The organism is Streptomyces niveus (genome assembly GCF_001723055.1).
In the GTDB taxonomy this organism is placed as follows: Bacteria; Actinomycetota; Actinomycetes; order Streptomycetales; family Streptomycetaceae; genus Streptomyces; species Streptomyces niveus.
Genome location: NZ_MDCR01000023.1, coordinates 1 through 22,673 on the forward strand (window position 1 = coordinate 1; position 22,673 = coordinate 22,673).

Genomic DNA, 22,673 nt, shown 5'->3' on the forward strand with positions numbered 1-22,673 from the left:
CCCCGGACAGCCCGCCGCAGGGCGCCAACCCGCCCCACCGGACGGGACCCCCGCAACGGCACAGCGCCCAGCGCTACGCGTCCTCCCGGCGCACCGACAGCAGGTCCTCCAGTTGTTCCTCGCGGGCCTGCGCCGCCACGAACAGCAGCTCGTCCCCCGCCTCCAGCGTCTCCTCCGCGTGCGGCGTCAGCACCCGGGAGCCCCGGATGATCGTCACCAGCGAGGTGTCCTCCGGCCAGGTCACGTCCCCCACCTGCGTACCCGTCACCGCCGACTCCGGCGGCAGCGTCAGCTCGACCAGGTTCGCGTCGCCGTGGCTGAAGCGCAGCAGCCGTACGAGATCGCCGACGCTCACCGCCTCCTCCACCAGCGCCGACATCAGACGCGGCGTCGACACCGCCACGTCGACGCCCCACGACTCGTTGAACAGCCACTCGTTCTTCGGGTTGTTGACGCGGGCGACCNNACCTTGTCGTCCCCGGTCGCCGCGATCACGACGTTGCACCGCTGAAGCGCCGCCTCGTCGAGCGAGGTGATCTCGCACGCGTCGGCCAGCAGCCATTCCGCCATCGGGACCCGCTCGACCGAGATGGCGGTGGGCGCCTTGTCGATCAGCAGGACCTCGTGCCCGTTCTCCAGCAGCTCGCCCGCGATGGAACGACCCACCGCGCCTGCTCCGGCAATCGCGACGCGCATCAGTGACCGCCCTCCTCAGGGCCCTCGGCGAAAGCCGCCTCGACCTTCTGGATCTCGTCCGTACGCATCATCACGTGGACGAGGTCGCCCTCCTGGAGCACGGTCTGCGACGTGGGCAGTATGGCCTCGCCGAGCCGCGTGAGGAATGCGACGCGGACGCCCGTCTCCTCCTGGAGGGTGCTGATCTTGTGGCCGATCCACGCGGCCGACGTGTGGACCTCGGCGAGCTGGACGCCGCCGCTCGGGTCGCGCCACAGCGGCTCCGCGCCGGACGGCAGCAGCCGCCGGAGCATCTGGTCGGCGGTCCAGCGGACGGTCGCCACGGTGGGGATGCCGAGCCGCTGGTAGACCTCCGCGCGCCGGGGGTCGTAGATGCGCGCCGCGACGTTCTCGATGCCGAACATCTCGCGGGCGACCCGCGCGGCGATGATGTTCGAGTTGTCCCCGCTGCTGACCGCGGCGAACGCGCCCGCGTCCTCGATACCCGCGTCGCGCAAGGTGTCCTGGTCGAATCCGACGCCGTTGACGCGCCGTCCGCCGAAGCCGGAGCCGAGGCGGCGGAACGCCGTGGGGTCCTGGTCGATGACCGCGACCGTGTGCCCCTGCCGCTCCAGGCTGGTCGCGAGCGCGGCACCCACCCGGCCGCAGCCCATGATGACGATGTGCACGTCCTCTTTACCCCGCAGTCCTGTTCGCCGAGCTGACCTGCGTAAACACCTGGTTCACTCTTTCTTCTCCGTGCGTCGGGCCACGGACGGGACACCCGTACGAGCCGCCGCCCGGGACTGAGCTTATGCGTCCGCGCCCGCCGTGCCGTCACCCGTGTCGGGGAGACGCGGGGAGGCGTCGGGGGATACCCCGAGACAACCCCGAGTTCCCCTCAGTCGACCCTGATATGTGTCAGCTTTCTTTGACAGGTGCGGACGGCTACTGTCAGCCTTCTCTGACAGGTGCTGATGAAGGGGGCTGCGATGGACGAGGTCCCGACCGGCGACGAGCTGCTGAAGGTGCTCGGCGCACTCGGCAATCCGCACCGGATGCGGATCGTCGGCGCACTCCTGGAGGGCCGGAACTACGTCAGCAGGCTCGCCCGCGAACTCGGCATCGGCCGCCCGCTGCTGCACATGCATCTCCAGCGGCTGGAGGCGGCCGGGCTGGTCGTCGGGACGCTGGAGCTGTCCGAGAGCGGCAAGTCGATGAAGTACTTCGAGCTGACGCCGTTCTGTTTCGCCCTGACCCCCCAGTCCGTCGCATCGGCGGCGCTGACTCTCACCGAGGAAGAGAGACCGACCATGAAGGAGTCCGCGAAATGAACGATTCGGGCTGGACGGACCTGGCCGGAGCCGTCGGCGCCGGCGGTGTCTTCCTGTTCCTCATCGTGGTCGTCTGGCAGGTCGCGGCGACCTGGCGCGCCCGCATGCTGGCGGCGCGCGAGGAGCAGTACAGGAAACTGGCCGTGAAGTACGCGCAGTTGTTGGAGGACAACGTCGAGCTGCACCGCCGCACGCTCGACGAGCTGACACAGGCCCGCGGTTCGATCGCGTCGATGGAGAAGATGATGCGCGAGATCGAGTAGCGGCGCGGAAGTCCAAGTGAGTTCGTACGGCCGGGAGTTGCAGCTCCCGGCCGTACTCATGGAGATCCATCGCTCAGGGCACCGCCCCGCGCGCCACGGCAGGTCGCGAAACCAGCACGCCGTGACGCGGCCGGAGTGTGCCCTCCACTCCATACGGAGGAGATTACTCATGACCACGTTGCCCAAGCGGCTCGCCGGCGCACCCGGCGGCAGCCGCGGGAAGTGGTTCGTCCTGCTCGCCTGGCTGATCCTCGCCGTCGCGCTCGGCCCGCTCGCGGGCAAGCTCGGCGAGGTCGAGGAGACGGGACCGAACGCGTTCCTGCCCCGGGGCGCGGAATCCGCCAAGGTCAACACCGAGCTGGAGAAGTTCCGCACCGACACGCTGATGCCGGCCGTCGTCGTCTACACCGGCGAGGGGGCGGCCGCGAAGGCCGGCGCGGACCGCCCGCGCCTCGCGCCGCTCGTCGCCGGGGGCGAGCAACTGCCGCCCGCCGTACGGTCCGACGACGGCGAGGCCCTGATGGTCGTCGTACCCCTGTCGTACGAGGACGAGATCACCGACAGGATCGAGGAACTGCGCGACATCGCCGGCGCCGGCGCGCCGCCGGGCGTCCGGGCCGAGGTCGGCGGCCCCGCCGGCTCCCTGACCGACTCCGTCGCCGTCTTCGACACCCTCGACTCGACCCTGATGATCGCGACCGGCCTCGTCGTCGCCGTCCTCCTGCTGATCACCTACCGCAGCCCTCTGCTGTGGCTGTTCCCGCTGCTGTCCGTCGGCTTCGCCGCCGTACTGACGCAAGTCGGGACCTATCTGCTCGCCAAGTACGGCCACCTGCCCGTCGATCCGCAGAGCGCCGGCATCCTGATGGTGCTCGTCTTCGGCGTCGGTACGGACTACGCGCTGCTGCTCATCGCCCGCTACCGCGAGGAGCTGCACCGTCAGGAGGACCGCCACGAGGCCATGAAGACCGCGCTGCGCCGCTCGGGACCGGCGATCCTCGCCTCGGCCGGCACCGTCGCCGTCGGACTGGCCGCCCTGGCCTTCGCCGACATCAACTCCTCGCGCTCCATGGGTCTGGTCGGTGCCGTCGGGGTCGTCTGCGCCTTCCTCGCGATGATCACGGTCCTGCCCGCTCTGCTGGTGATCGCCGGCCGCTGGGTCTTCTGGCCGTTCGTCCCCCGCTTCGGCGCGCCCATCCGTAAGGAGGCCACCGTCTGGTCCCGGATCGGCGCCCTGGTCGCCCGCCGCCCGCGCTGGTCCTGGCTGATGTCGGCCGGCGTCACCGGCGTACTGGCGCTCAGCGCCTTCGGCATCGACATGGGGCTGCGGCAGTCGGAGATCTTCCAGGAGAAGCCCGCATCCGTCGTGGCACAGGAGTTGATCTCCGCGCACTACCCGTCGGGCGCCTCCGACCCGGCGAAGATCGTCACCCGCGCCGACCGGGCCGCCGAGGTCTCGTCGGCCGTACGGGACGTGCGGGGCGTCGCGCGCGTCGAGGACGGCGACCGTACGCCCGACGGACGGCTCGCCACCCTCCAGGTGGTACTGGCGGACGCCCCGGACAGTACGGCGGCCAAGGACACCGTGGACCGGCTCCGGGACGCCGTACGGACGGTCGACGGCGCCGGCGCGCTGGTCGGCGGGGCCACCGCGCAGACCCTGGACACCCAGCGGGCCGCCGACCGGGATCTGCGGACCGTCATCCCGGTGGTGCTGGTGGTGGTGCTGGTCGTCCTGATCCTGCTGCTGCGCGCCCTGGTCGCGCCGCTGCTGCTGCTCGCCACGGTCGTCCTGTCGTACTTCGCCGCGCTCGGCGCCTCCAACCTGCTGTTCGAGAGTGTCTTCGGCTTCGCCGGTGTCGACTGGTCGATACCGCTGATGGGCTTCGTGTTCCTGGTCGCCCTGGGCATCGACTACAACATCTTCCTGATGCACCGCGTCCGTGAGGAGGCACTGCGGATCGGCCACGCGCGCGGTGTCCTGGAGGGGCTGACCAGCACCGGGGGCGTCATCACCTCCGCGGGCGTGGTGCTCGCCGCGACGTTCGCCGTCTTCGCGGCGCTGCCGCTGGTGACGATGGCGCAGATGGGCGTGATCGTCGGCATCGGTGTCCTGCTGGACACCTTCCTGGTCCGTACGGTGCTGGTACCCGCGCTCGCGCTGGACCTGGGGCGCCGGTTCTGGTGGCCGGGGCGGCTCTCCGTAGGAGGCGGTGACCCGGCCCGGACGGTGGACGGGAGCGCCGAGGAGCGCGCGCCGGAGCGCGTCTGACGCCGCTGCGGAGTCCCGGCGTCGCCGACCGTGACACGGATCTTTGGCACGAAAGGGGCGCCGGGGCCCCGGCCCCGCCTTGGCGGGGTGGTGCTTGGTACGGCGCACGTCGGACGGCTTACGATCCTCATCGTGCCGAAACTGACCGACGTGCCCAAACGGATCCTGATCGGCAGGGCGCTGCGTAGCGACAAGCTGGGAGAAACGCTCCTTCCCAAACGCATCGCACTGCCCGTCTTCGCGTCCGACCCGCTTTCCTCGGTGGCCTACGCGCCGGGGGAGGTCCTCCTGGTGCTCTCCATCGCGGGCGTGTCGGCGTACCACTTCAGCCCGTGGATCGCCCTGGCCGTCGTGGTCCTGATGTTCACCGTCGTCGCCTCCTACCGGCAGAACGTGCACGCCTACCCGAGCGGCGGCGGCGACTACGAGGTCGCCAACACCAACCTCGGCCGCAAGGCCGGACTGACCGTCGCGAGCGCGCTGCTCGTCGACTACGTGCTCACCGTGGCCGTGTCGATCTCGTCCGGGGTGGAGAACCTCGGCTCGGCGATCCCCTTCGTCATCGAGAACAAGGTCCTGTGCGCGATCGGGATAATCGTCCTCCTGACGCTGATGAATCTGCGCGGCGTACGGGAGTCGGGCAAGCTCTTCGCCATCCCGACGTACATCTTCGTCACCGGCGTCTTCATCATGATCGTGTGGGGCGCCTACCGGGGCTTCGTCCTCAACGACACCATGGAAGCGCCCACGGCCCACTTCGAGATCAAGGCGGAGCAGGGCGGACTGGCCGGCTTCGCGCTCGTCTTCCTGCTGCTGCGCGCGTTCTCCTCCGGCTGCGCGGCCCTCACCGGCGTCGAGGCCATCAGCAACGGCGTCCCCGCCTTCCGTAAGCCCAAGAGCAAGAACGCGGCGACGACCCTCGCGCTGATGGGCACCCTGGCCGTCACCATGTTCTGCGGCATCATCGGCCTGGCGATGGCCACCGATGTGAAGATGGCCGAGTTCCCGGCCAGGGACCTGCTCCGCGACGGGGTGCCGGTCGGCGAGGGCTACGTCCAGAACCCGGTCATCAGCCAGGTCGCCGCCGCCGTCTTCGGCCCCGAGACGTTCTTCTTCGTCCTGCTCGCCGCGGCCACCGCGCTCGTCCTGTTCCTGGCCGCCAACACCGCGTACAACGGCTTCCCGCTGCTCGGCTCGATCCTCGCCCAGGACCGTTACCTGCCGCGCCAGTTGCACACCCGCGGCGACCGTCTCGCCTTCTCCAACGGCATCGTGCTGCTGGCCGGCGCCGCCGCCCTGCTGGTGTGGGTGTACGGGGCGGACTCGACCAAGCTGATCCAGCTCTACATCGTCGGCGTCTTCGTCTCCTTCACCCTCAGCCAGACGGGCATGGTCCGGCACTGGAACCGCCATCTGCGGACCGAGCGAGACAAGGCCAAGCGCCGCCACATGATCCGCTCGCGCGCGATCAACACCTTCGGCGCCTTCTTCACCGGGCTCGTCCTGATCGTCGTCCTGGCCACCAAGTTCACGCACGGGGCGTGGGTCGCCCTGCTCGGCATGGTGATCTTCTACGGGACGATGTCCGCGATCCGCCGGCACTACGACCGCGTGGCCGAGGAGATCGCCGCCTCCGAGACACCCGGCCCCGACAGCGTCCGGCCCTCCCGCGTGCACACCATCGTGCTGGTCTCCAAGGTCCACAAACCGACACTGCGCGCCCTCGCGTTCGCCAAACTGACCCGCTCGGACCGGCTGGAGGCGCTGAGCATCAACGTCGACCCCGTCGAGACGAAGCAGCTCAGGGACGAGTGGGAGCGGCGCGGCATCAACGTGCCGCTGAAGATCCTCGACTCCCCCTACCGCGAGATCACCCGGCCCGTCATCGAGTACGTGAAGGGGCTGCGTACCGAGAATCCGCGTGACGTGGTCAGCATCTTCATCCCCGAGTACGTGGTCGGCCACTGGTTCGAGCAGGTGCTCCACAACCAGAGCGCTCTCCGGCTCAAGGGGCGGCTGCTCTTCACACCGGGCGTGATGGTGACCTCGGTGCCGTACCAGCTGGAGTCCTCCGAGGCCGCGAAGAAGCGCGCGCGGCGGGGAGCGGACTGGACCGCGCCGGGCTCGGTACGGCGGGGGCCGGTGGACACACGGCCGAAGAGGGTGCCGACAGAGAAGCCCTGAGGGGTGTCCGTGGGCGGCGCGCGCCGCACGTAGACTTAACGGCTGCCGTCCCGCACCACCCAGCGTTTTGGAGCCCCGCCCCTCATGCAGAACGAACCGCAGTCCTCAGCGCAGCCTTCGCTGGTCGGGGAGGAGTACGAGGTCGAGGTCGGCCCCGTCGCGCACGGCGGCCACTGCATCGCCCGCACCGACGAGGGCCGGGTGCTCTTCGTACGCCACACGCTGCCCGGCGAGAAGATCGTCGCCCGTGTGACGGACGGCGACGAGGGCTCGCGCTATCTGCGCGCCGACGCGGTCGAGATCCTGGACGCCTCCAAGGACCGCGTCGAGGCCCCGTGCCCGTACGCGGGCCCCGGCATGTGCGGCGGCTGCGACTGGCAGCACGCCAAGCCGGGCGCGCAGCGCCGCCTCAAGGGCGAGGTCATCACCGAACAGCTCCAGCGGCTGGCCGGGCTCACCCCGGAGGAGGCGGGCTGGGACGGCACGGTCATGCCGGCGCCCGGCGACAAGCTGCCCGCCGGCGAGGTGCCCCAGTGGCGTACGCGTGTGCAGTACGCCGTCGACGCCGACGGCCGGGCCGGCCTGCGCAAGCACCGCTCGCACGAGGTCCAGCCGGTCGACCACTGCATGATCGCCTCCGAGGGCGTCAGCGAACTGGGCGTCGAGAAGCGCGTATGGCCCCAGATGGCCTCGGTCGAGGCGATCGCGGCCTCCGGCTCAGGCGACCGCCAGGTCATCCTCGCCCCCCTCAAGGGCGGCCGGCTCCCGCTGGTCGAACTGGACAAGCCGGTGTCCGTGCTGCGGATCGAGGAGCACGACGGGGGAGTCCACCGCGTCCACGGCCGCGCGTTCGTCCGCGAACGCGCGGACGACCGCACCTGGCGCATCGGCATGGGCGGCTTCTGGCAGGTCCACCCGAAGGCCCCCGAGGTCCTGGTGGAGGCCGTGATGCAGGGCCTGATGCCCCGCAAGGGCGAGACGGCGCTCGACCTCTACTGCGGGGTGGGCCTCTTCGCGGGAGCCATCGCCCAACGCGTGGGCGAGACGGGCGCGGTGCTCGGCATCGAATCCGGCCGCCGCGCGGCGGAGGACGCCCAGCACAACCTCCAGGACCTGCCCCGGGTCCGCATCGAACACGGCAAGGTCGACACGGTCCTGCCCCGCACCCAGATCACCGAGACGGACCTGATCGTCCTGGACCCCCCGCGCGCGGGAGCCGGCAAACAGGTCGTCACCCACCTCGCCACCCTCGGCGCCCGCCGCATCGCCTACGTGGCCTGCGACCCGGCGGCCCTGGCCCGCGACCTGGCGTACTTCCGCGAGGCGGGCTACAAGCCGCGCACGCTGCGGGCGTTCGACCTCTTCCCGATGACGCACCATGTTGAGTGCGTGGCGATCCTGGAACCGGTCCGCGAGGGCGCCTGACCTTCTGTCCTGGGCAGGACCGTTCGCTTTGGTGATGTTTTCGTGGCTGCCTGCTTTTGTTCGTTGCTCTTGGTGAGCGGGTCGTGACAGCATTCGTCGGGTGTTCGACAACGGGGACGACATAGCGGAATCGCCTGCGCGGCGATCGGGAATCGCGGACTTGACGGACGGACCGGATCCGGCGCCGTTCGATCAGATGGCGGCGGCGCGGCGGGAGTTCGCTGTGTTGTTGGGTGAGTTTCGGCGTTCGGCGGTGTTGGTGCCGTTGGATGCCGGTGGGGATTTGTGGTCGGCTGACCAGGGTGGTGTGCGCTGGATCTGTGCGTTCTCGGACGAGGCGGCGTTGGCGAGGTTCGCGGTGGCTCGTGGTGAGGCCGGGCGGGAGTGGGTGTATCAGAGCGTTCTTGGTGCGCGGTTGCTGGATGTGCTGGTGCCGTTGCTGCCGGGGCCGGCCGGGGTGGCGTTGGACGCGGGCAGTGCGGAGGGTGGGGTGTTGTTTCCGCCGGTGGTGGGGGTTGTGCCGGATGCGGTCGCGGTGGATCTCGGGGGCACGCGGTGAGCGGGGACGGTGCTGATCTTCAGGTGCCGCCGGAGGCGTTGGCCGCGATCGCGAAGGGGATCGGTCTGGCGCATGCGGAGCTGAAGGATCTCGGGATGATCGGTGAGGCGTCGGCGGGGCGCGGGTTCTCCGATCTGGGGTTGTCAGGGCTGGAGTTGGGGCATGGGGGGCTGGCGTCGAAGTTCGGGACGTTCTGCGACCGGTGGGAGTGGGGTGTGCGGTCGCTGACGCAGAAGGGGAACGGTTTCGCGCAGGGGGTGGGGTTGTCGGCGGGTGCCCACGCGGAGCAGGAGCGGTACGTCAAGGACTCGATCAAGATCGGTGTGAACTCGGTGAACGGCAATCCGCACCTGTCCGAGGACGAGGTCAGGGCCAAGAGCTGGGACACGATCAGCAACCAGACGCAGTTCGACAATCCCGACTGGAGCGCGGAGTCGTTCTCCGAAGCCCACGGGGAGGTCAAGCAGAACTGGCAGAACACCACCTACGACATCGAGGACGCCGCGCTCGACTCGATGGAACGCAACGGACTGATGGACCCTGAGGTGCGGGCGGCGGTGGACGAGGAGTTGAAGGAGCGGCTCGATCCGTCGCGGGAGACGATCGATCAGGCTGAGGAGCCGCGGTGGGGTGAGGGTCGCTGATGACGGACTGGGGGAAGATCGGCGGGGACCTCTACGACGGTGCGGGCAAGCTGTTTGACGAGGGCAAGGAGCTTGTCGGCAGGGGCATCGACAAGGGCACCGAGGTGGTCGGCTCCGGGTTGGAGAAGGTCGGTGCCGATGAGTGGGCGGACACGGTCGAGGACTGGGGCGATGAGACGGCGTCCTCGCTCGGCGCGGAGGTCGGTGAGCAGCAGCTCGGGCAGAGCGAGGAAGCCAACGAGCTGATCCACGGGAGACCGGAGAAGATCACCGCGACGGTGAAGAACCTCCGCGACTTCCAGAAGGCGTTCGATCTCGTCGGCGGCGGGATGAAGAAGCTCGACGCCGGCCTGTGGAAGGGTGAGGGGGCTGATGCGTTCCGGGCGAAGTTCGCTCCCCTGCCCACCGACTGGCTGCGTGCGGCGGACGCGTTCGAGGCGGCGGCCAAGGCGCTGGAGACGTACTCCACGGCGGTCACCACAGCCCAGGGCAGGGCGGGTGAGGCGATCGCCCTGTTCAAGGAGGGTAACGAGGCTTCGAAGACGGCCGCGGCCACGTTCAACAAGAAGGCGGACGCCTACAACGCCGCCCGGAACAGCGACGCTCCCCTTCCGCACCCCGGCGAGTTCTCCGATCCGGGTGTGGCGATGCGCCGGCGCGCGCGGGAGATCCTGAACGACGCCCGGCGGGCGCGTAACGAGGCCGGTGCGACGGCGGAGGGCGTGGTCGGTGCGGCGATGGCGCACGCCCCGAAGGAGCCCACCGGTCTCGACCGCGCCAGGCAGGAGATCCTCGACTACGGATACGGCCAGGGCGTCGAGCTGGCCCACTTCGGTGGCGGCATCATCAAAGGCACCGCCGGCCTGGCGAACTTCGTCCGCTCGGTCAACCCGCTGGACGCGTACAACCTGACGCACCCGGCCGAGTACTACAAGGGCGTCAACATGACGCTCGCCGGCCTCGCCTCCACCGCCGCCAACCCCGACCGGGCACTGAAGAACGCCTGGGACTCCGCCAAAGGCGACCCCTCCGAATTCCTCGGCCGCCTCGTCCCCGAACTCATCGGCACAAAAGGCGCGGGCGTGGTGAAGGGCCTGGTCCGCCACGGGGTGAAGGACGGGGCGGAGAGCGCCGCCCGCAAGGGTGTCGACGATCCGGCGAAATCGTCGAAGCCTGACAAGGGAGTGGAGAAGGACCCGACGGACCCGGTCGATCTGGCCACCGGAACGATGTATCTGCCGCAGACGGACATCGCCCTGCCGGGGACACTGCCGCTGATCTTCCGCCGCAGAGTCGCCTCCGACTACCGCGCGGGGCACTGGTTCGGCCCCTCCTGGTCCTCCACCGCCGACCAGCGGCTGGAGATCGACTCCCAGGGCATCGTCTTCGTCTGCGAGGACGGCCTGCTGCTGTCCTACCCGCACCCCGCACCGGGCGTACCGGTCATGCCCAGTCACGGCCCGCGGTGGCCTCTCGACCTGGACACCGCCGGGGACTACACGATCACCGATCCGGACAGCGGCCGAATACGGCACTTCACCACGGACACCACCGGGGCTGTCGCGCTGCTCGCGCAGATCGACGACCGCAACGGCAACTGGATCCAGTTCGAGTACAACGAGACCGGAGCACCGGCCTCAATCGTCCACAGTGGCGGCTACCACCTCAAACTCACCACGAACGACGGCAGGGTCACCGCACTCCACCTCGTCGGGGCTGCCCCGGACGGCACCGACCAGGAACTCCTCCGCTACGGCTACACCGACGGCCACCTCACCGAGGTCATCAACTCGTCCGGGCTCCCACTGCGGTTCGCCTACGACGACCGCGGCCGGGTCACGTCCTGGACCGACACCAACAACAGCCGCTACGACTACGCCTACGACGACCGCGACCGGTGCATAGCCGAAGGCGGCGCCGCAGGTCACATGGCACTGCGCCTGGACTACGAGAGCACCGATCCCGAAACCGGGATGCGCGTCACCACCGTCACCAGCAACAGCGGAGCCGTCCACCGCTACGTCATCAACGACAGCCACCAGGTCGTAGCCGAGATCGACCCGCTGGGCGCGACCACCCGCTTCGAACGCGACCGCTACAACCGCCTGCTCTCCCGCACCGACCCGCTCGGCCGCACCACACGCCTTCAGTACGACGACGCGGGCCGTCTCACTTCTGTCATTCGCCCGGATGGCCGCGCAGCCACTGCCACGTACAACGAACTCGGCCTGCCCATAAGGGTGACGCGCCCGGACCGGACGTCGGTACGCCAGGAGTTCGACCAGCGGGGCAACCGCACCACGGTCACCGACCCGTCCGGCTCCATCACGCGCTATACGTACGACGAGGCAGGCCGGGCGACTTCGGTCACCGACGCGGTGGGCAACACCACCCGCATCCGGTGCGACGCGGCAGGTCTGCCGATCGAGATCACCGATCCGTCGGAAGGGGTCGTGCGCTGCGAAAGAGATGTCTTCGGCCGGGTGGTCGCCCTCACCGATCCGCTCGGTGCCACAACGCGCTTGGAATGGACAGCAGAGGGCAAGGCCGCCCAGCGTATCGAAGCGGACGGCAGCAAGCAATCGTGGGTCTACGACGGCGAGGGTAACTGCGTCAGCCACACCGACGCCATGGGCGCAGTGTCCCGCTTCGAGTACACCCACTTCGACCTCATGACGGCCCGCACCGGCCCCGACGGGGTCCGCTACGAGTTCGAGCACGACACCGAGCTGCGCCTGCGCAAGGTGCTCAGCCCTCAAGGTCTGGCCTGGGACTACACGTACGACGCGGCAGGCCGCCTCGTATCGGAAACCGACTTCGACGGCCGCACCCTCGCCTACGACCACGACCCCGCGGGCCGCCTCAGCGCGCGCACCGACTCGATGGGCCGGACCGTCCGCTACGAGCGGGACGAACTGGACCGCGTCGTCGCCAAGGACGCCGACGGAACTGTCACCACGTTCGCCTACGACTTCTCCGGCCAACTGGCCCATGCGGCAGGCCCGGACGCGACCGTCACCTACCTCCACGATCGCTTCGGACGCCTCAGGTCCGCGACGGTCAACGGGCGCACCCTCACCTACGATCACGACACCCACGGCCGCCGCATCCGCCGGACGACACCATCCGGCGCGGTGAGCACGTGGGCCTACGACGCGTCAGGACGCCGAGCCGCACTCACCACCTCCGGCCGCACACTCACCTTCGAACACGACGCCGTGGGCAACGAACTGACCCGACACATCGGCGACACCATCACCCTCACCAGCCAGTGGGACCCCACCGGCCGCCTCACCACCCAGTCCATACACGGCGCGACCACCGGCCTCCTCCAAAACCGTGCCTACACCTACCGCCCCGACGGCAACCTCACCGCCATCGACGACCACCTCTCCGGCACCCGCCACTTCGACCTCGACCCGGCAGGCCGCGTCACCACCGTCCACGCCACGAACTGGACGGAGCGCTACACCTACGATGAGACCGGCAACCAGACGCACGCGACCTGGCCCACCAGCCATCCCGGCACCGAAGCGACCGGCCCCCGCGCCTACTCCGGCACCACCATCACCCGAGCCGGCAACGTCCGCTACGAACACGACGAACTCGGCCGCATCACCCTCCGCCAGAAGACCCGGCTCTCCCGCAAACCCGACACCTGGCGCTACACCTGGGACGCGGAAGACCACCTCACCTCCGTCACCACCCCCGACGGGACCGGCTGGCGCTATCTCTACGACCCACTCGGCCGCCGCACAGCAAAACAGCGCCTCGCCGCCGACGGCACCACCGTCGAAGAACAAGTCGACTTCACGTGGGACGGCACCACCCTCTGCGAACAGACCACCACATCACCAGACCTGCCGAACCCGGTCACCCTCACCTGGGACCACAAAGGGCTGCACCCCATTGCCCAGACCGAACGCATTACCGCCGCACACGCCCCACAAGAAGTAATCGACGAACGCTTCTTCGCGATAGCCACCGACCTCGTCGGCACCCCCACCGAACTCATCGACGAAACCGGCCACATAGCCTGGCACACCCGCACCACCCTCTGGGGCACCACCACCTGGAACAAAACCGCCACCACCCACACCCCCCTCCGCTTCCCCGGCCAATACCACGACCCCGAAACCGGCCTGCACTACAACTACTTCCGCCACTACGACCCCGAAACCGCCCGCTACCTCACCCAAGACCCCCTCGGCCTCACCCCCGCACCCAACCCGACGACCTACGTCCACAACCCACATGGAGTGGTCGATCCTCTTGGGCTTGCCCCGTCATATGAGAATCAGCTGCCGGAAGAGCTCGAACGAGAGCTGGCGGATGCCGAACGCCTCAGCGTCAAACCACTCAAAGTGGGAGATAGTGGTTTCGATGAAGCAATCAACTCGGGAACCGTCAAGTGGGCAGTCGACCAGAATGGCGATCTCCGCGTGATTCCCAAGCATGTGAACGGCACGGAACTCAAGCATCCTGTATTGACACGCGGTGGACCAGTACAGGCGGCCGGTGAAGCAGAGATTGCAGGAGGAAGCGGAAGCTATTTTGGCATGGAAATCAACAACAGCAGTGGCCACTTCCGACCATCGCTAGAGAGCCTCCAGACAGGGAAGGACGCGTTCGAACGTGCAGGGATCATCTTCCTCGAATGAGCGACGACAACCGGGCCACCTTTCCCTGAATGGGGAAGGAATGGCGCTGAAGTCCCTCGATGAGCTAGAAAGATCGGTTTCCAGCACTGACAGCACTGCCGTAAATTGGCAGATTTGGGAAACCGTTCGTGAGCTGGCTGTCGGGCGGATGGGGGACGGCGGGCTGGACGTCGCGACGCGGCTTCGATGGGCGGAGCTCGCTCTCGCTGCCGTGCGCCGAAAAAGCGAAGCCTCCAATTCGGACAGCCTCAGAACTATGACCGAAATAGCCCGCATCCGCGCACACGCGATCCGCGAATTCGGGGTCGGCAAGAATGGCGAGCTTCGGGATCCTGTCGATCTCTGCAGATCAGCACTGCTAGAGATCGGGGAATCGCGCGCCGAGGTGCGCGCCGAGGCGTCACATTGGCGCACCCTGCCCGCCGAGAAAATGCTGCGGCTTCGACTCATCAAGAACATGCTCACGCCCCTACAGGGCCTGGAGGCTCTCCTTCCTTCCAGAGGTTCCATGCACCAGGAACTCACGGGGTGGCTTTCCTTGCTGCCCGACCTGCCTTGACGAGGCGGGGCCCAAGGCCGCAGTTGGGTTGCCCACGGAGGCCGAAATGATGTTCCGCATTCACCAGGACTCGATGTGACCGTGGTCGCGGTCGCCTCGGTGGGAGTGAAAGTCGAAGTCGACGGCGAGACCGGATCCACCGACCAGGTGAAGTATCCGCCCTGGTGGAACGAGAACGCCGCCCCCGCCGCAGGCCGGTCGGCTGCACGTCGTCGTGCTCGACGCGAGCCGGGAGCCGCCCCGGTTCAGCTCGCTGCAACGGGACATCGACATCGCGCGGCGCCTGCGCGACACCGGTGCGTGAGGTGCACGACAACGGCCTCTACGACACCCGTATAGGTCCGTGGTCACGTTTCGTTGCACACCCGGCTCCGAGGCCCACTAATGGCGAAAGCCTGGTGGCCCCTCGAAGGGGAAATGCCCGAAGATGAAGCTTCCCCTTGATCGTGACTGTCGGGCTCCCGCCAGCGATCAATCGCCAAGCGTGATCGATGCGGCCAAAACGTTGGCCCGGTTGTAAGACCCGTACAAGGAATCGGTCACCAGTAAGCCCAAGCGCCACCGCCCCGGTAGCCATCTGTCAACATGACGCTCGCCGCTCTGGTGTCCACGGCGGCAAACCCCGACAGGGCACTGAAGAAAGCCTGGAACTCCGCCAAGGGCGACCCCTCCGAATTCCTCGGCCGACTCGCCGGCACCAAAGGCGGCGGCCTGATCAAAGGCGGCCTGCGCGCCGGGACGAAGGACGGGATTGAGCGCCCGAATGGCGGGAATCGGTACGAACACGAGAAGAACCCCGATTCCAACGCCAAAAAGTGCAGCGAGGTCAAGTGCGCCGGAGACCCGTCGACGTCGTGACCGGGCGCATGCTGCTCCCGCAGACGGACATCGCGCTCACCTGCGCCTCATGGCTGGTCCAGAAAGGAGTCTCGCTCTACGAGGTCCAGCACCTCCTCGGACATGAGAGGGCGTTAAGTCCGTTTCTGGTAGCGGCCTCGTCCGGGCTGGATGAGGAAGCCTTGGCGGGTGAGGCGTCCGAGACGGCTGCGGGCGATGTTGACGGATGCCTCGTCGGTGGGCATGCCGAGGAGTTCGTGCAGCTCACGGGCTCGGAACTCTTGGTCGGGGTGCTGGTTGAAGGTGTTCACGATGGCCTGGTAGGCGGTGTTCGTCTCGGGCGGTGTGGGTTGGCCTCCAGCCGCTGCGAGTCCGGTGATGACCTTCCGGGTCGTGGCCAGGTCCGCGAGTCGCGCTTCGGTCTCGGCCAGGGAAGCGGTCAAGTGCTGGATCCGGTCACGCAGTTCACCGGCACGGGCTGCGGTCTCGTCGTGCTGGGCCTGGAGGTCGGCCAGGAGCTCGATGACGTTCACGCGGCCAGCCCGAGGATGTCGCGCCAGGCTGGACTCGGTGTGGTGAGGCGGCGGATCATGTTCGCGATCGAGGCCCAGTAGACGCGCGAGGCGGACGTGTCGGGGCGGTGGTCGTACTCGCGGGCCAGGCGGCGGTGCAGCATCAACGTGCCGTTGACCTGCTCCACGATCCACCTCTTCGGTTGCGGGACGAAGCCTTTGCCCTGGTCGGCCGGGTTGCGGCGGACGACTTCGAAGTCGATGTCCAACAGCGCGCCGTGGATGAGGACTTCGTCCTTGAAGCCCCGGGTCCACCAGAGCCTTCTCCAGACGCATCCCGCACCGCTCGGCGGCCTGGTCGAGCAGGGCGGTGCCAGCCGTCTTGTCGTGGGCGGAGGCGGCCGGCACCACGACGCCGATGATCAGCCCCAGAACGTCGACGGCCAGTCCCCGCTTGCGCCCCGACACCTTCTTGTTGGCGTCCAGTCCCGTCGTGGCCTTCGGGACACCCGCGGCCGCGCGCACGGACTGGGTATCGAGGATCACGAGGGACGGGTCCTCTAATCGCCGGGCCTTCTCCCGTACCTGGCAGCGCAGGAGTTCCTGGATCCGCTGGTCAAGAACGTCCTGGCGCCACAGGCCGAAGTAGTAGAACACCGCCGACCAGGCTGGCAGGTCATGTGGCAGGTAACGCCACTGGCAGCCCGTCCGGTTCTGGTAGAAGATCGCGTTCACGACCCCCAGCAGATCGCAGGATCCGGGATCTCCGGTCGCTGACCGTGCCACCCGGTCCTGTTTCCAGACCGTGATCATCGGCTCGATCAACGCCCACTGCTCGTCCGCCAAGTCGCTGGGGTACGGCTCTCGCTCCATGCCCGCATCTCAGCATGCACATGACCAGCAGACACCCTGCCCGACGATCAGTACCTCGATCGAGCGATCACGAACCGAGAAAGATCGGACTTAACGTCCACTGAAACCAGCCGCCACATCCCCTACCGGTTTCGCGAACCCGGGAGCCGCCCCAGGGAAATGGAGCCGCCCTTCAGGTCAACAGAGCGGGCGGCAAGCGGATGCTGCCGGAGGACGGCCGCTGAGCGGCCGCCGTCCAGTGTCCCTTTGGCGGTCAACGGCACCCGCCGGACGGTGACCGTCGACAGCCGGACGTCGCTGCTGGACCTGCTGCGTGAGCATCTTGGTCTGACGGGCTCGAAGAAGGGCTGCAACGCCGGGGCCTGCCGTGCGTGCGCCGTGCTGGTCAACGCCTGCCTGACGCTCTCCGTACGTCTGGAGGACGCCGAGGTGACCACGATCGAGGGCCTGGCGACGGCGAACTCCACCCTGCAGCAGGCGTTCATCGACTAGGACGCCTTCCAGTGCGGTCACTGCGCCCCGGGTCAGATCGTCTCCGTGGTGGGTTGCACCAAAGAGGGCCACACCGGTTCGCCGAAGGGTTCATCGTCCCTCTGCAAGCAGCCGTCAGCCTGCCGAGGCCCTGGCATACTCGAATGGATTGCAGAAGGCACGGCTTCATCGGGTGCGCCCGCGGCTCAGCCCGAAAGCCCACAAGCGCGCCTGCCGAGCCAACGGGCCGTGCCGGGCAGTTGGTTGTGACAAACTGTTCCGCCCCGGAGAGGTGGGATGTGCTGTGCGTCATGACGCTCGTTTGACGCTCTGGGCTCCCGCAGGCGGGACACGAGCCGAGAAATGGCCTCTGAATTGGCCTTTTCCGAGACCTGCGCAATCCGAGATCTTTCCGATGACGCACCACGTGGAGTGCGTGGCGATCCTGGAGCCGGTCCGCGAGGGCGCCTGAACTGCGACTTTGACCGTGCGCACGATGTGCGGTGCGGGCGTTACGGGCGTATCTCGACGCTGAGATGACGCTCGTGACACTAGTTCTGATGGAGTGTCAGGCGTGCTCTCGGGCAGATCGACGCCCCGGGGGACTCCCACCGCTGACGGACGCCTTTCGGCTCCACGTCACGTAGGGCAGCGTGGCGGGGCCGATGCTGTGCGCCTGCGGTCGGTCTTGTCGCTCGCGCGGGGAGCGCGTCTGCTGGTCTACGTGGGTGTGCTGCGCCCACCGAGACACCGGGGACTGACCTGTCGGCCGGAAACACGACACGCCCCACCCGAACCAGGCAGAGGGCTCTGTCGCCGACAGATCGCGCCTCATGCTTCCTGCGGCACGAGAAAGGGCTTCGGCAGTCCTTCGGGTCCCGGAAGGCCCGCAGGCTGACCGCAACCGAATCCGCAGAGCGAGATCGCTCAACCCGACGCGTAGACCGGAACCCTGGCGGCCTCGGTTTACCGGGGGCAGGACTCAAGAACGATCGTGCGGCTTCCACTCCCCCCGGCGAACGTTTCGCCGCGCTTCTCCGTCATATTGAAAAGAGAGGGAGGATCCCAGATGGCGGCATGGCACGGAGTCAGACGGGCCGGCTCGGACGCACGGTCTTCGCCTCGCTCCGAGGACGCTTCCGTGCGCGCGGTCCTTGCCCTGGGCGGGGTGCCCTGGACCGACCTCGATGACGGAGTCCAGCAGGTCAAGTTGAGACTTCTGGAGGCGGAGGCGGACCCGGTGCGGGAGGAGATCCGTAACCCGGCGGCCTGGCAGGCGGTCGTGGCCTCCCGTGTTGCCGCCGACTGGCACCGGTCGCGCTCCAGGGAGGAGGGGCTGCGGGAGCGCCTCGCCGCGCGCTGGGCCCGGAGCGACTCGGTTCGCCACCCGCAGGCGGACCGGGTCCTCGCACTCTCCGTCGCGGACGCACTGGACGGCCTGGACGCCTCCCATCGGCAGGTCCTGACTCTGCGCTTCTACTCGGACATGACGGTTCGTCAGATAGCCCAGCACCTCGACATCCCGGAAGGCACCGTGAAGAGCCGACTGCACACGGCTACCTCGGCCTTGAGGTCCAAGCTGCGCGACATGGAGGTGATCTGAGGTGACTGGTTTGACGGACTCCGAGGAGAGTCGGCTTCGGCGGGCTCTCACCCTGATCGGCGAAGAGGCCGGGCGGGTGGACCTTGTCGCGGAGCCGGTTCGCCGGCGCGCCTCGCAACGTCGCCGGGGAATCACCGTCGGCGCGCTCGTCGCAGCCGTGGCCGCGGGCATCGGCCTGCTGACCCTCACACTGGGGGATCCGAACTCCGCCTCACCGGGCGGAGGTGACCGTGCGGCTGCGGACGCAGAGGGCGGCCAGGGCCAGACACTGCTGGAGTGGGTCGCCTGCGGGCGGACCATCGCGGTCGGCGACGTGATGGCTGTGAAACCGTCCGGGCAGGGTGGCCGACTGACGGTGACGTTCGCCGTGCAGGACTGGATCAAACCCTCCCAGGGGGAGCGCGAGATCGAACTCGATGTCGTCGACCCGGCCGTGTCTCGCGTACGCGAGCCGTGGCGCGTCGGCCAGCATCTGCTCATCGTGGTCCCGCAACGCCGTGACCTGGAGACGGACACATTCGGCGGCGCCGAACTCGCCGCCAATCAAGTAAGTATCGAGGAGGCGCTTCCCACGGCCGCGCAGACGCGGTGCCCGGCGGTCTGGCGGTCGGAGGCGGGCTGATCGTGTATATCGGTTGACGACACACCGTCAGATTATATGTAGTGGTCTTGTGCTGATTCGGGGGAGCTGCACGGGACTTGTTCACTTTGCCGCGAGTCGCGTGTGCGCAGAGCAGAACATCCGCGGCTTCGCCGAGCTGGTGTTTCAGACCAACTCTGCGAACGGTGAGGTTCAACGTGTTCGAGAAAGCCAAGAGACGAGTTGACGGCCCGGGCGACGGGGCGGTGCGTACATCGCACGGCAGACGCACTGCCATGTCCGCCGTGACCGTGGCCGCTCTGCTGGTGGCCGCCGGCGTCGCCTGGGCGGCGGCCACCGACAACATGGTTCCCACGAACAACTACAACAAGGCGTGTTCCACCGGGAACGCCGACAGTGGGGTTGTCTGCCAGACGGACAACGCACAGGTCACGTACTACATGGACAGCGGCGGCAGTGACGCGCTGGAGACCGTTGACAAGAACATCGTGCAGAAGATGATGAGCGCGCAGTACGCGCCGACGGACCTCTCGATCAGCTACGACTCGACGCCTGCGTGGAGCGGAAGTAGCGAGACCGACATCTACTACGCGGAAGCGACAGTTCCCGGCAGTGCCGACGGCACGACCTGGTGCAACGACGCGGTCAGTACCTACAGGTGCGACCAGACGTATATCCGCATCGAAGGCGGCGGCTCCTACACCCCTGGCCTCAGCTGTCACGAAACGGGCCACGCCGTGGGCCTTCTCCACGGATCCAGCGCCTCACCCCAACTGTCGAAGACCAACAAGGCACTCGGCTGCATGCAAACGCCGGTGAACTACTCCGAGCCGCTCGGATCGAGCAACAAAGAGAACATCAACGGCCTCTACTGACCGCGAACGGAGGAATGGACGAACGTGAAGAGAACACTGCGTATCGCCGCCCTGGCGGGTGCGGTCGCCGCCGTCGTCGTGGCCACAGGGCTGACCACCGATGACTCGGGCACCGTCCGGGCCGGCACATCCGGCAAGAGCAACGACATCGTCATCGCGAACGGAAGCGACCGGCTGCCCAACACAACCGCCTCGGACTGGATCACGTACGCGGACCACGTCGTGGCCGTGACCCCGGTCGCTGAGTCGGAGATACCGCCGACCCCGGAGGAAGTCGAGCGTGGCGAAGGGATGATACTTCGGAACGTAGAGCTGCGCGTGGATGACATCCTGTGGTCCAAGCCAGCTGCCGACCGGCCCGCTCCGACATCCTTCAACTGGGTCGCCTACGGCTGGACTTTCAGTGGCCCGGAGACCTCCCAGCGGGTGAAGATGGCCGGCGAGGACGAACCGCGCCTTGAATCCGGCCACAGCTACCTCATGGCCATCGAATGGCAGGAACCGCGCTGCAGCCCCGGCGACGAGCCCGTACCCGGCCAGTGGCGAGGTCTCGGTGAGGACTCCACCGTTCCCTTCGACGGTCAGGTGATCGGCGAGGGGGAGATGGAGGGGAAGCCCCAGTCCGCCGCCAAGGTGCTCGCGACCCGGGACATCGACGAACCGGACATGAGCCTTGAGGACGAGATGACCGGTCAGGATGCCGCCGCGCTCGACAAGGCCCTGGACACCGCCCCGCCACAGACCGAGGAGCAGTTCGGCCCCGACCCGGCTGAGACAGCATGTGAGTAGTACGTCTTGCTCGACTTCCAACGATGACGAGGCAGGTCGCTCCCTCTGCCATTTCTGACGGGGAGCGAACCGACGCTCAACCACTCAGGTCCGCCTCGCGAAGGGCACCCTTCGCGAGGCGGACCTCTGTGCCGCCGTCATGGAGACAGGCGCGAGGAACGGCCTGCGGTGCGGCTAACGGGCAGGTGCTGGTGGGGGCCTATGCCGATGTGGATCCAGGCCCATCCGTAGTAGCGCGGGTCCTTCGCGCCGGGGCAGCGCGTCGATGCGTTCTTCGACACCCATCTGAAACAGCCGCCGAGCCCCGGTGACGTACGGCGTACGGCGAACAACGCCGTCCGTCCGGAATCCCGGCATGACCGATTGCATGGCCAACGCCGTTCCTGCGGGCATCACTTCACACGCGAGCCGATCTCATGAGCACCACACCGGCAGAGCGGGAAACCCGGACGGCGGAGACGGACGCGGAGAAGGGGTGGCATGTCGATGACCGCTGCCTGAACTGCAACATCGCCCGGCAGCTCGCCCCCCGGCATGATCGGCTACACGGAAGGCGGACAGTAGGGTGGCCTGTCGACGGTCATCCGCCAGGCGGAGACCGAGGCCGAATCGGTGGCCCGCAGGGCGGAGGAGCTGGCGTTCGAGTGGGTGCTGCCGGGCCACAGCGATCTGCACCACCTCCCGGTCGACGCGCCGCGAACTACCCCGCTGGGCCCCCTAACGGACGGCCGGGGACGTGAAACCGAAGCCTCCGTGGTCGCGCATCCGGTAGTTGTCCCCCTCGACGCTGATGATCTCGGAATGGTGGACGAGGCGGTCGATCACGGCCGAGGCCACCGCGGCGTCGCTGAGGACGAGGTCCCAGCTGCTCAGGGGCTTGTCGCTGGTGACGATCAGAGAGCCGCGCTCGTAGCGGTGCGCGACGAGGCGAAAGATGAGCTGGGCCTCTTCTGCCTGTAGGGGGAAGTAGCCCAGCGCGTCGACGATCACCAGAGGGTATCGGTCCAGCCGGGCCAGTTCCTCGGTGAGGCGGCCTGCGGCCTTGGCGTCGGCAAGTCGGGCGACCCATTCGGCAACGGTGGCGAACAGTACCTGGTGGCCGGCCTGGCAGGCGCGCGTGCCGAAGGCGACGGCGAGGTGGGTCTTGCCGGTGCCGGGTGGGCCGAGGAGGACGACGTTCTCCTTGGCGGTGATGAAGTGCAGCTTGCCGAGCATTGCCACGGCCTCCCGGTCGAGTGACCGGGGGTAGTCGTGGTCGAACTCCTCCAGCGCCTTGGGGGCGGGGAAGCCCGCGGCGCGGATACGGGACTCGGCGCCCGAACCTCCAAGCGACGATGCCGGAGCCGAAGCCGAAGCCGAAGCTGAAGCCGGAGCCGGAGCCGAAGCCGGCGTCGCTACGGAGGCGGAAGGCGTCGCCCGTCCTGATGACGTGGCGTCGTCGTGCGCCCCGGTGGACGGCTTCGGGATCAGCTGCAGGTTCCCTTCTCCGTGACTGTCCGCATGGCCGCCGCCCCCATGACCGCCGCCCCCATGGCC

At 68.0% G+C, this 22,673-nt stretch carries 18 protein-coding genes and 4 pseudogenes; 15 read left to right on the plus strand and 7 right to left on the minus strand.

Going from position 1 to position 22,673, the window contains the following annotated elements:
• Positions 1-73 precede the first annotated feature (73 nt).
• The 3 genes and pseudogenes from BHU15_RS41070 to BHU15_RS02935 all read right to left on the minus strand — a co-directional run.
• Positions 74-464, minus strand: a 391-nt coding sequence (locus BHU15_RS41070) for a potassium channel family protein (RefSeq protein ID WP_303741123.1), incomplete at its 5' end; no start/stop codon positions are given.
• 2 nt (positions 465-466) lie between these two features.
• Positions 467-696 (minus strand): annotated as a pseudogene (locus BHU15_RS41075) (NAD-binding protein); the annotation flags it as partial.
• Positions 696-1,364, minus strand: coding sequence for a potassium channel family protein (locus BHU15_RS02935; protein WP_023538136.1), 669 nt, complete (start codon positions 1,362-1,364; stop codon positions 696-698). The pseudogene BHU15_RS41075 and the gene BHU15_RS02935, both read right to left, overlap by 1 nt.
• A 303-nt stretch (positions 1,365-1,667) precedes the next feature.
• Between BHU15_RS02935 and BHU15_RS02940 the strand changes: the two genes are divergently transcribed.
• The 10 genes and pseudogenes from BHU15_RS02940 to BHU15_RS02985 all read left to right on the plus strand — a co-directional run.
• Positions 1,668-2,009, plus strand: a complete 342-nt coding sequence (locus BHU15_RS02940; protein ID WP_107422773.1) for an ArsR/SmtB family transcription factor — start codon at positions 1,668-1,670, stop codon at positions 2,007-2,009.
• Positions 2,006-2,272, plus strand: a complete 267-nt coding sequence (locus tag BHU15_RS02945) for a hypothetical protein (protein WP_069625710.1) — start codon at positions 2,006-2,008, stop codon at positions 2,270-2,272. The genes BHU15_RS02940 and BHU15_RS02945 overlap by 4 nt, the downstream gene beginning before the upstream one ends.
• Positions 2,273-2,441: 169 nt before the next feature.
• The gene (locus BHU15_RS02950) at positions 2,442-4,544 is read left to right on the plus strand and encodes an MMPL family transporter (RefSeq protein ID WP_069625711.1); all 2,103 of its coding nucleotides are present in this window, start codon (positions 2,442-2,444) and stop codon (positions 4,542-4,544) included.
• Positions 4,545-4,676: 132 nt separating this feature from the next.
• Complete coding sequence (locus tag BHU15_RS02955; RefSeq protein ID WP_069625721.1) at positions 4,677-6,728, plus strand: APC family permease; 2,052 nt, start codon at positions 4,677-4,679, stop codon at positions 6,726-6,728.
• An 84-nt stretch (positions 6,729-6,812) separates the two neighbouring features.
• Positions 6,813-8,153 (plus strand): class I SAM-dependent RNA methyltransferase, encoded by a 1,341-nt coding sequence (locus BHU15_RS02960; RefSeq protein WP_069625712.1) that lies wholly within the window; start codon positions 6,813-6,815, stop codon positions 8,151-8,153.
• 100 nt (positions 8,154-8,253) lie between these two features.
• On the plus strand, positions 8,254-8,712 hold the full coding sequence (locus BHU15_RS02965) for an SseB family protein (RefSeq protein ID WP_171908300.1): 459 nt from the start codon (positions 8,254-8,256) through the stop codon (positions 8,710-8,712).
• A complete protein-coding gene (locus BHU15_RS02970; protein WP_069625713.1) occupies positions 8,709-9,356 on the plus strand; it encodes a hypothetical protein in 648 nt (215 codons plus the stop codon). Before BHU15_RS02965 ends, BHU15_RS02970 begins: the two co-directional genes overlap by 4 nt.
• On the plus strand, positions 9,356-14,017 hold the full coding sequence (locus BHU15_RS02975; protein ID WP_079127850.1) for a putative T7SS-secreted protein: 4,662 nt from the start codon (positions 9,356-9,358) through the stop codon (positions 14,015-14,017). The genes BHU15_RS02970 and BHU15_RS02975 overlap by 1 nt, the downstream gene beginning before the upstream one ends.
• 40 nt (positions 14,018-14,057) lie before the next feature.
• Positions 14,058-14,576, plus strand: a complete 519-nt coding sequence (locus BHU15_RS02980; protein WP_069625714.1) for a hypothetical protein — start codon at positions 14,058-14,060, stop codon at positions 14,574-14,576.
• Positions 14,577-15,155: 579 nt separating this feature from the next.
• Positions 15,156-15,472, plus strand: a pseudogene (locus tag BHU15_RS02985) (hypothetical protein); the annotation flags it as partial.
• Positions 15,473-15,547: 75 nt separating this feature from the next.
• On the opposite strand, the gene BHU15_RS02990 reads toward BHU15_RS02985, so the two are convergent.
• The 3 genes and pseudogenes from BHU15_RS02990 to BHU15_RS39035 all read right to left on the minus strand — a co-directional run.
• Positions 15,548-15,946, minus strand: coding sequence for a hypothetical protein (locus BHU15_RS02990; protein ID WP_079127851.1), 399 nt, complete (start codon positions 15,944-15,946; stop codon positions 15,548-15,550).
• Positions 15,943-16,194, minus strand: a complete 252-nt coding sequence (locus BHU15_RS42075) for a hypothetical protein (RefSeq protein WP_368483183.1) — start codon at positions 16,192-16,194, stop codon at positions 15,943-15,945. Before BHU15_RS42075 ends, BHU15_RS02990 begins: the two co-directional genes overlap by 4 nt.
• Positions 16,195-16,207: 13 nt before the next feature.
• Positions 16,208-16,798 (minus strand): annotated as a pseudogene (locus BHU15_RS39035) (IS5 family transposase); the annotation flags it as partial.
• Between the two features lie 159 nt (positions 16,799-16,957).
• On the opposite strand from BHU15_RS39035, the pseudogene BHU15_RS03000 reads away from it, so the two are divergent.
• From BHU15_RS03000 to BHU15_RS03020, 5 genes and pseudogenes are all read left to right on the plus strand, one after another.
• Positions 16,958-17,377: pseudogene (locus BHU15_RS03000) on the plus strand ((2Fe-2S)-binding protein); the annotation flags it as partial.
• Positions 17,378-18,338: 961 nt separating this feature from the next.
• Positions 18,339-18,872: a sigma-70 family RNA polymerase sigma factor gene (locus BHU15_RS03005; RefSeq protein ID WP_069625716.1), complete on the plus strand. Its 534-nt coding sequence runs from the start codon at positions 18,339-18,341 to the stop codon at positions 18,870-18,872.
• 1 nt (position 18,873) lies between these two features.
• Entirely contained in the window at positions 18,874-19,494 is a 621-nt protein-coding gene (locus BHU15_RS03010) for a hypothetical protein (RefSeq protein WP_141726760.1), read from the plus strand.
• Between the two features lie 254 nt (positions 19,495-19,748).
• On the plus strand, positions 19,749-20,348 hold the full coding sequence (locus BHU15_RS03015; protein WP_069625718.1) for a hypothetical protein: 600 nt from the start codon (positions 19,749-19,751) through the stop codon (positions 20,346-20,348).
• Positions 20,349-20,372: 24 nt separating this feature from the next.
• Positions 20,373-21,137, plus strand: coding sequence for a hypothetical protein (locus BHU15_RS03020; protein WP_247748774.1), 765 nt, complete (start codon positions 20,373-20,375; stop codon positions 21,135-21,137).
• Between the two features lie 717 nt (positions 21,138-21,854).
• On the opposite strand, the gene istB is transcribed toward BHU15_RS03020, so the two are convergent.
• Complete coding sequence (istB, locus tag BHU15_RS03025; protein ID WP_107422774.1) at positions 21,855-22,613, minus strand: IS21-like element helper ATPase IstB; 759 nt, start codon at positions 22,611-22,613, stop codon at positions 21,855-21,857.
• Between the last annotated feature and the right edge of the window lie 60 nt (positions 22,614-22,673).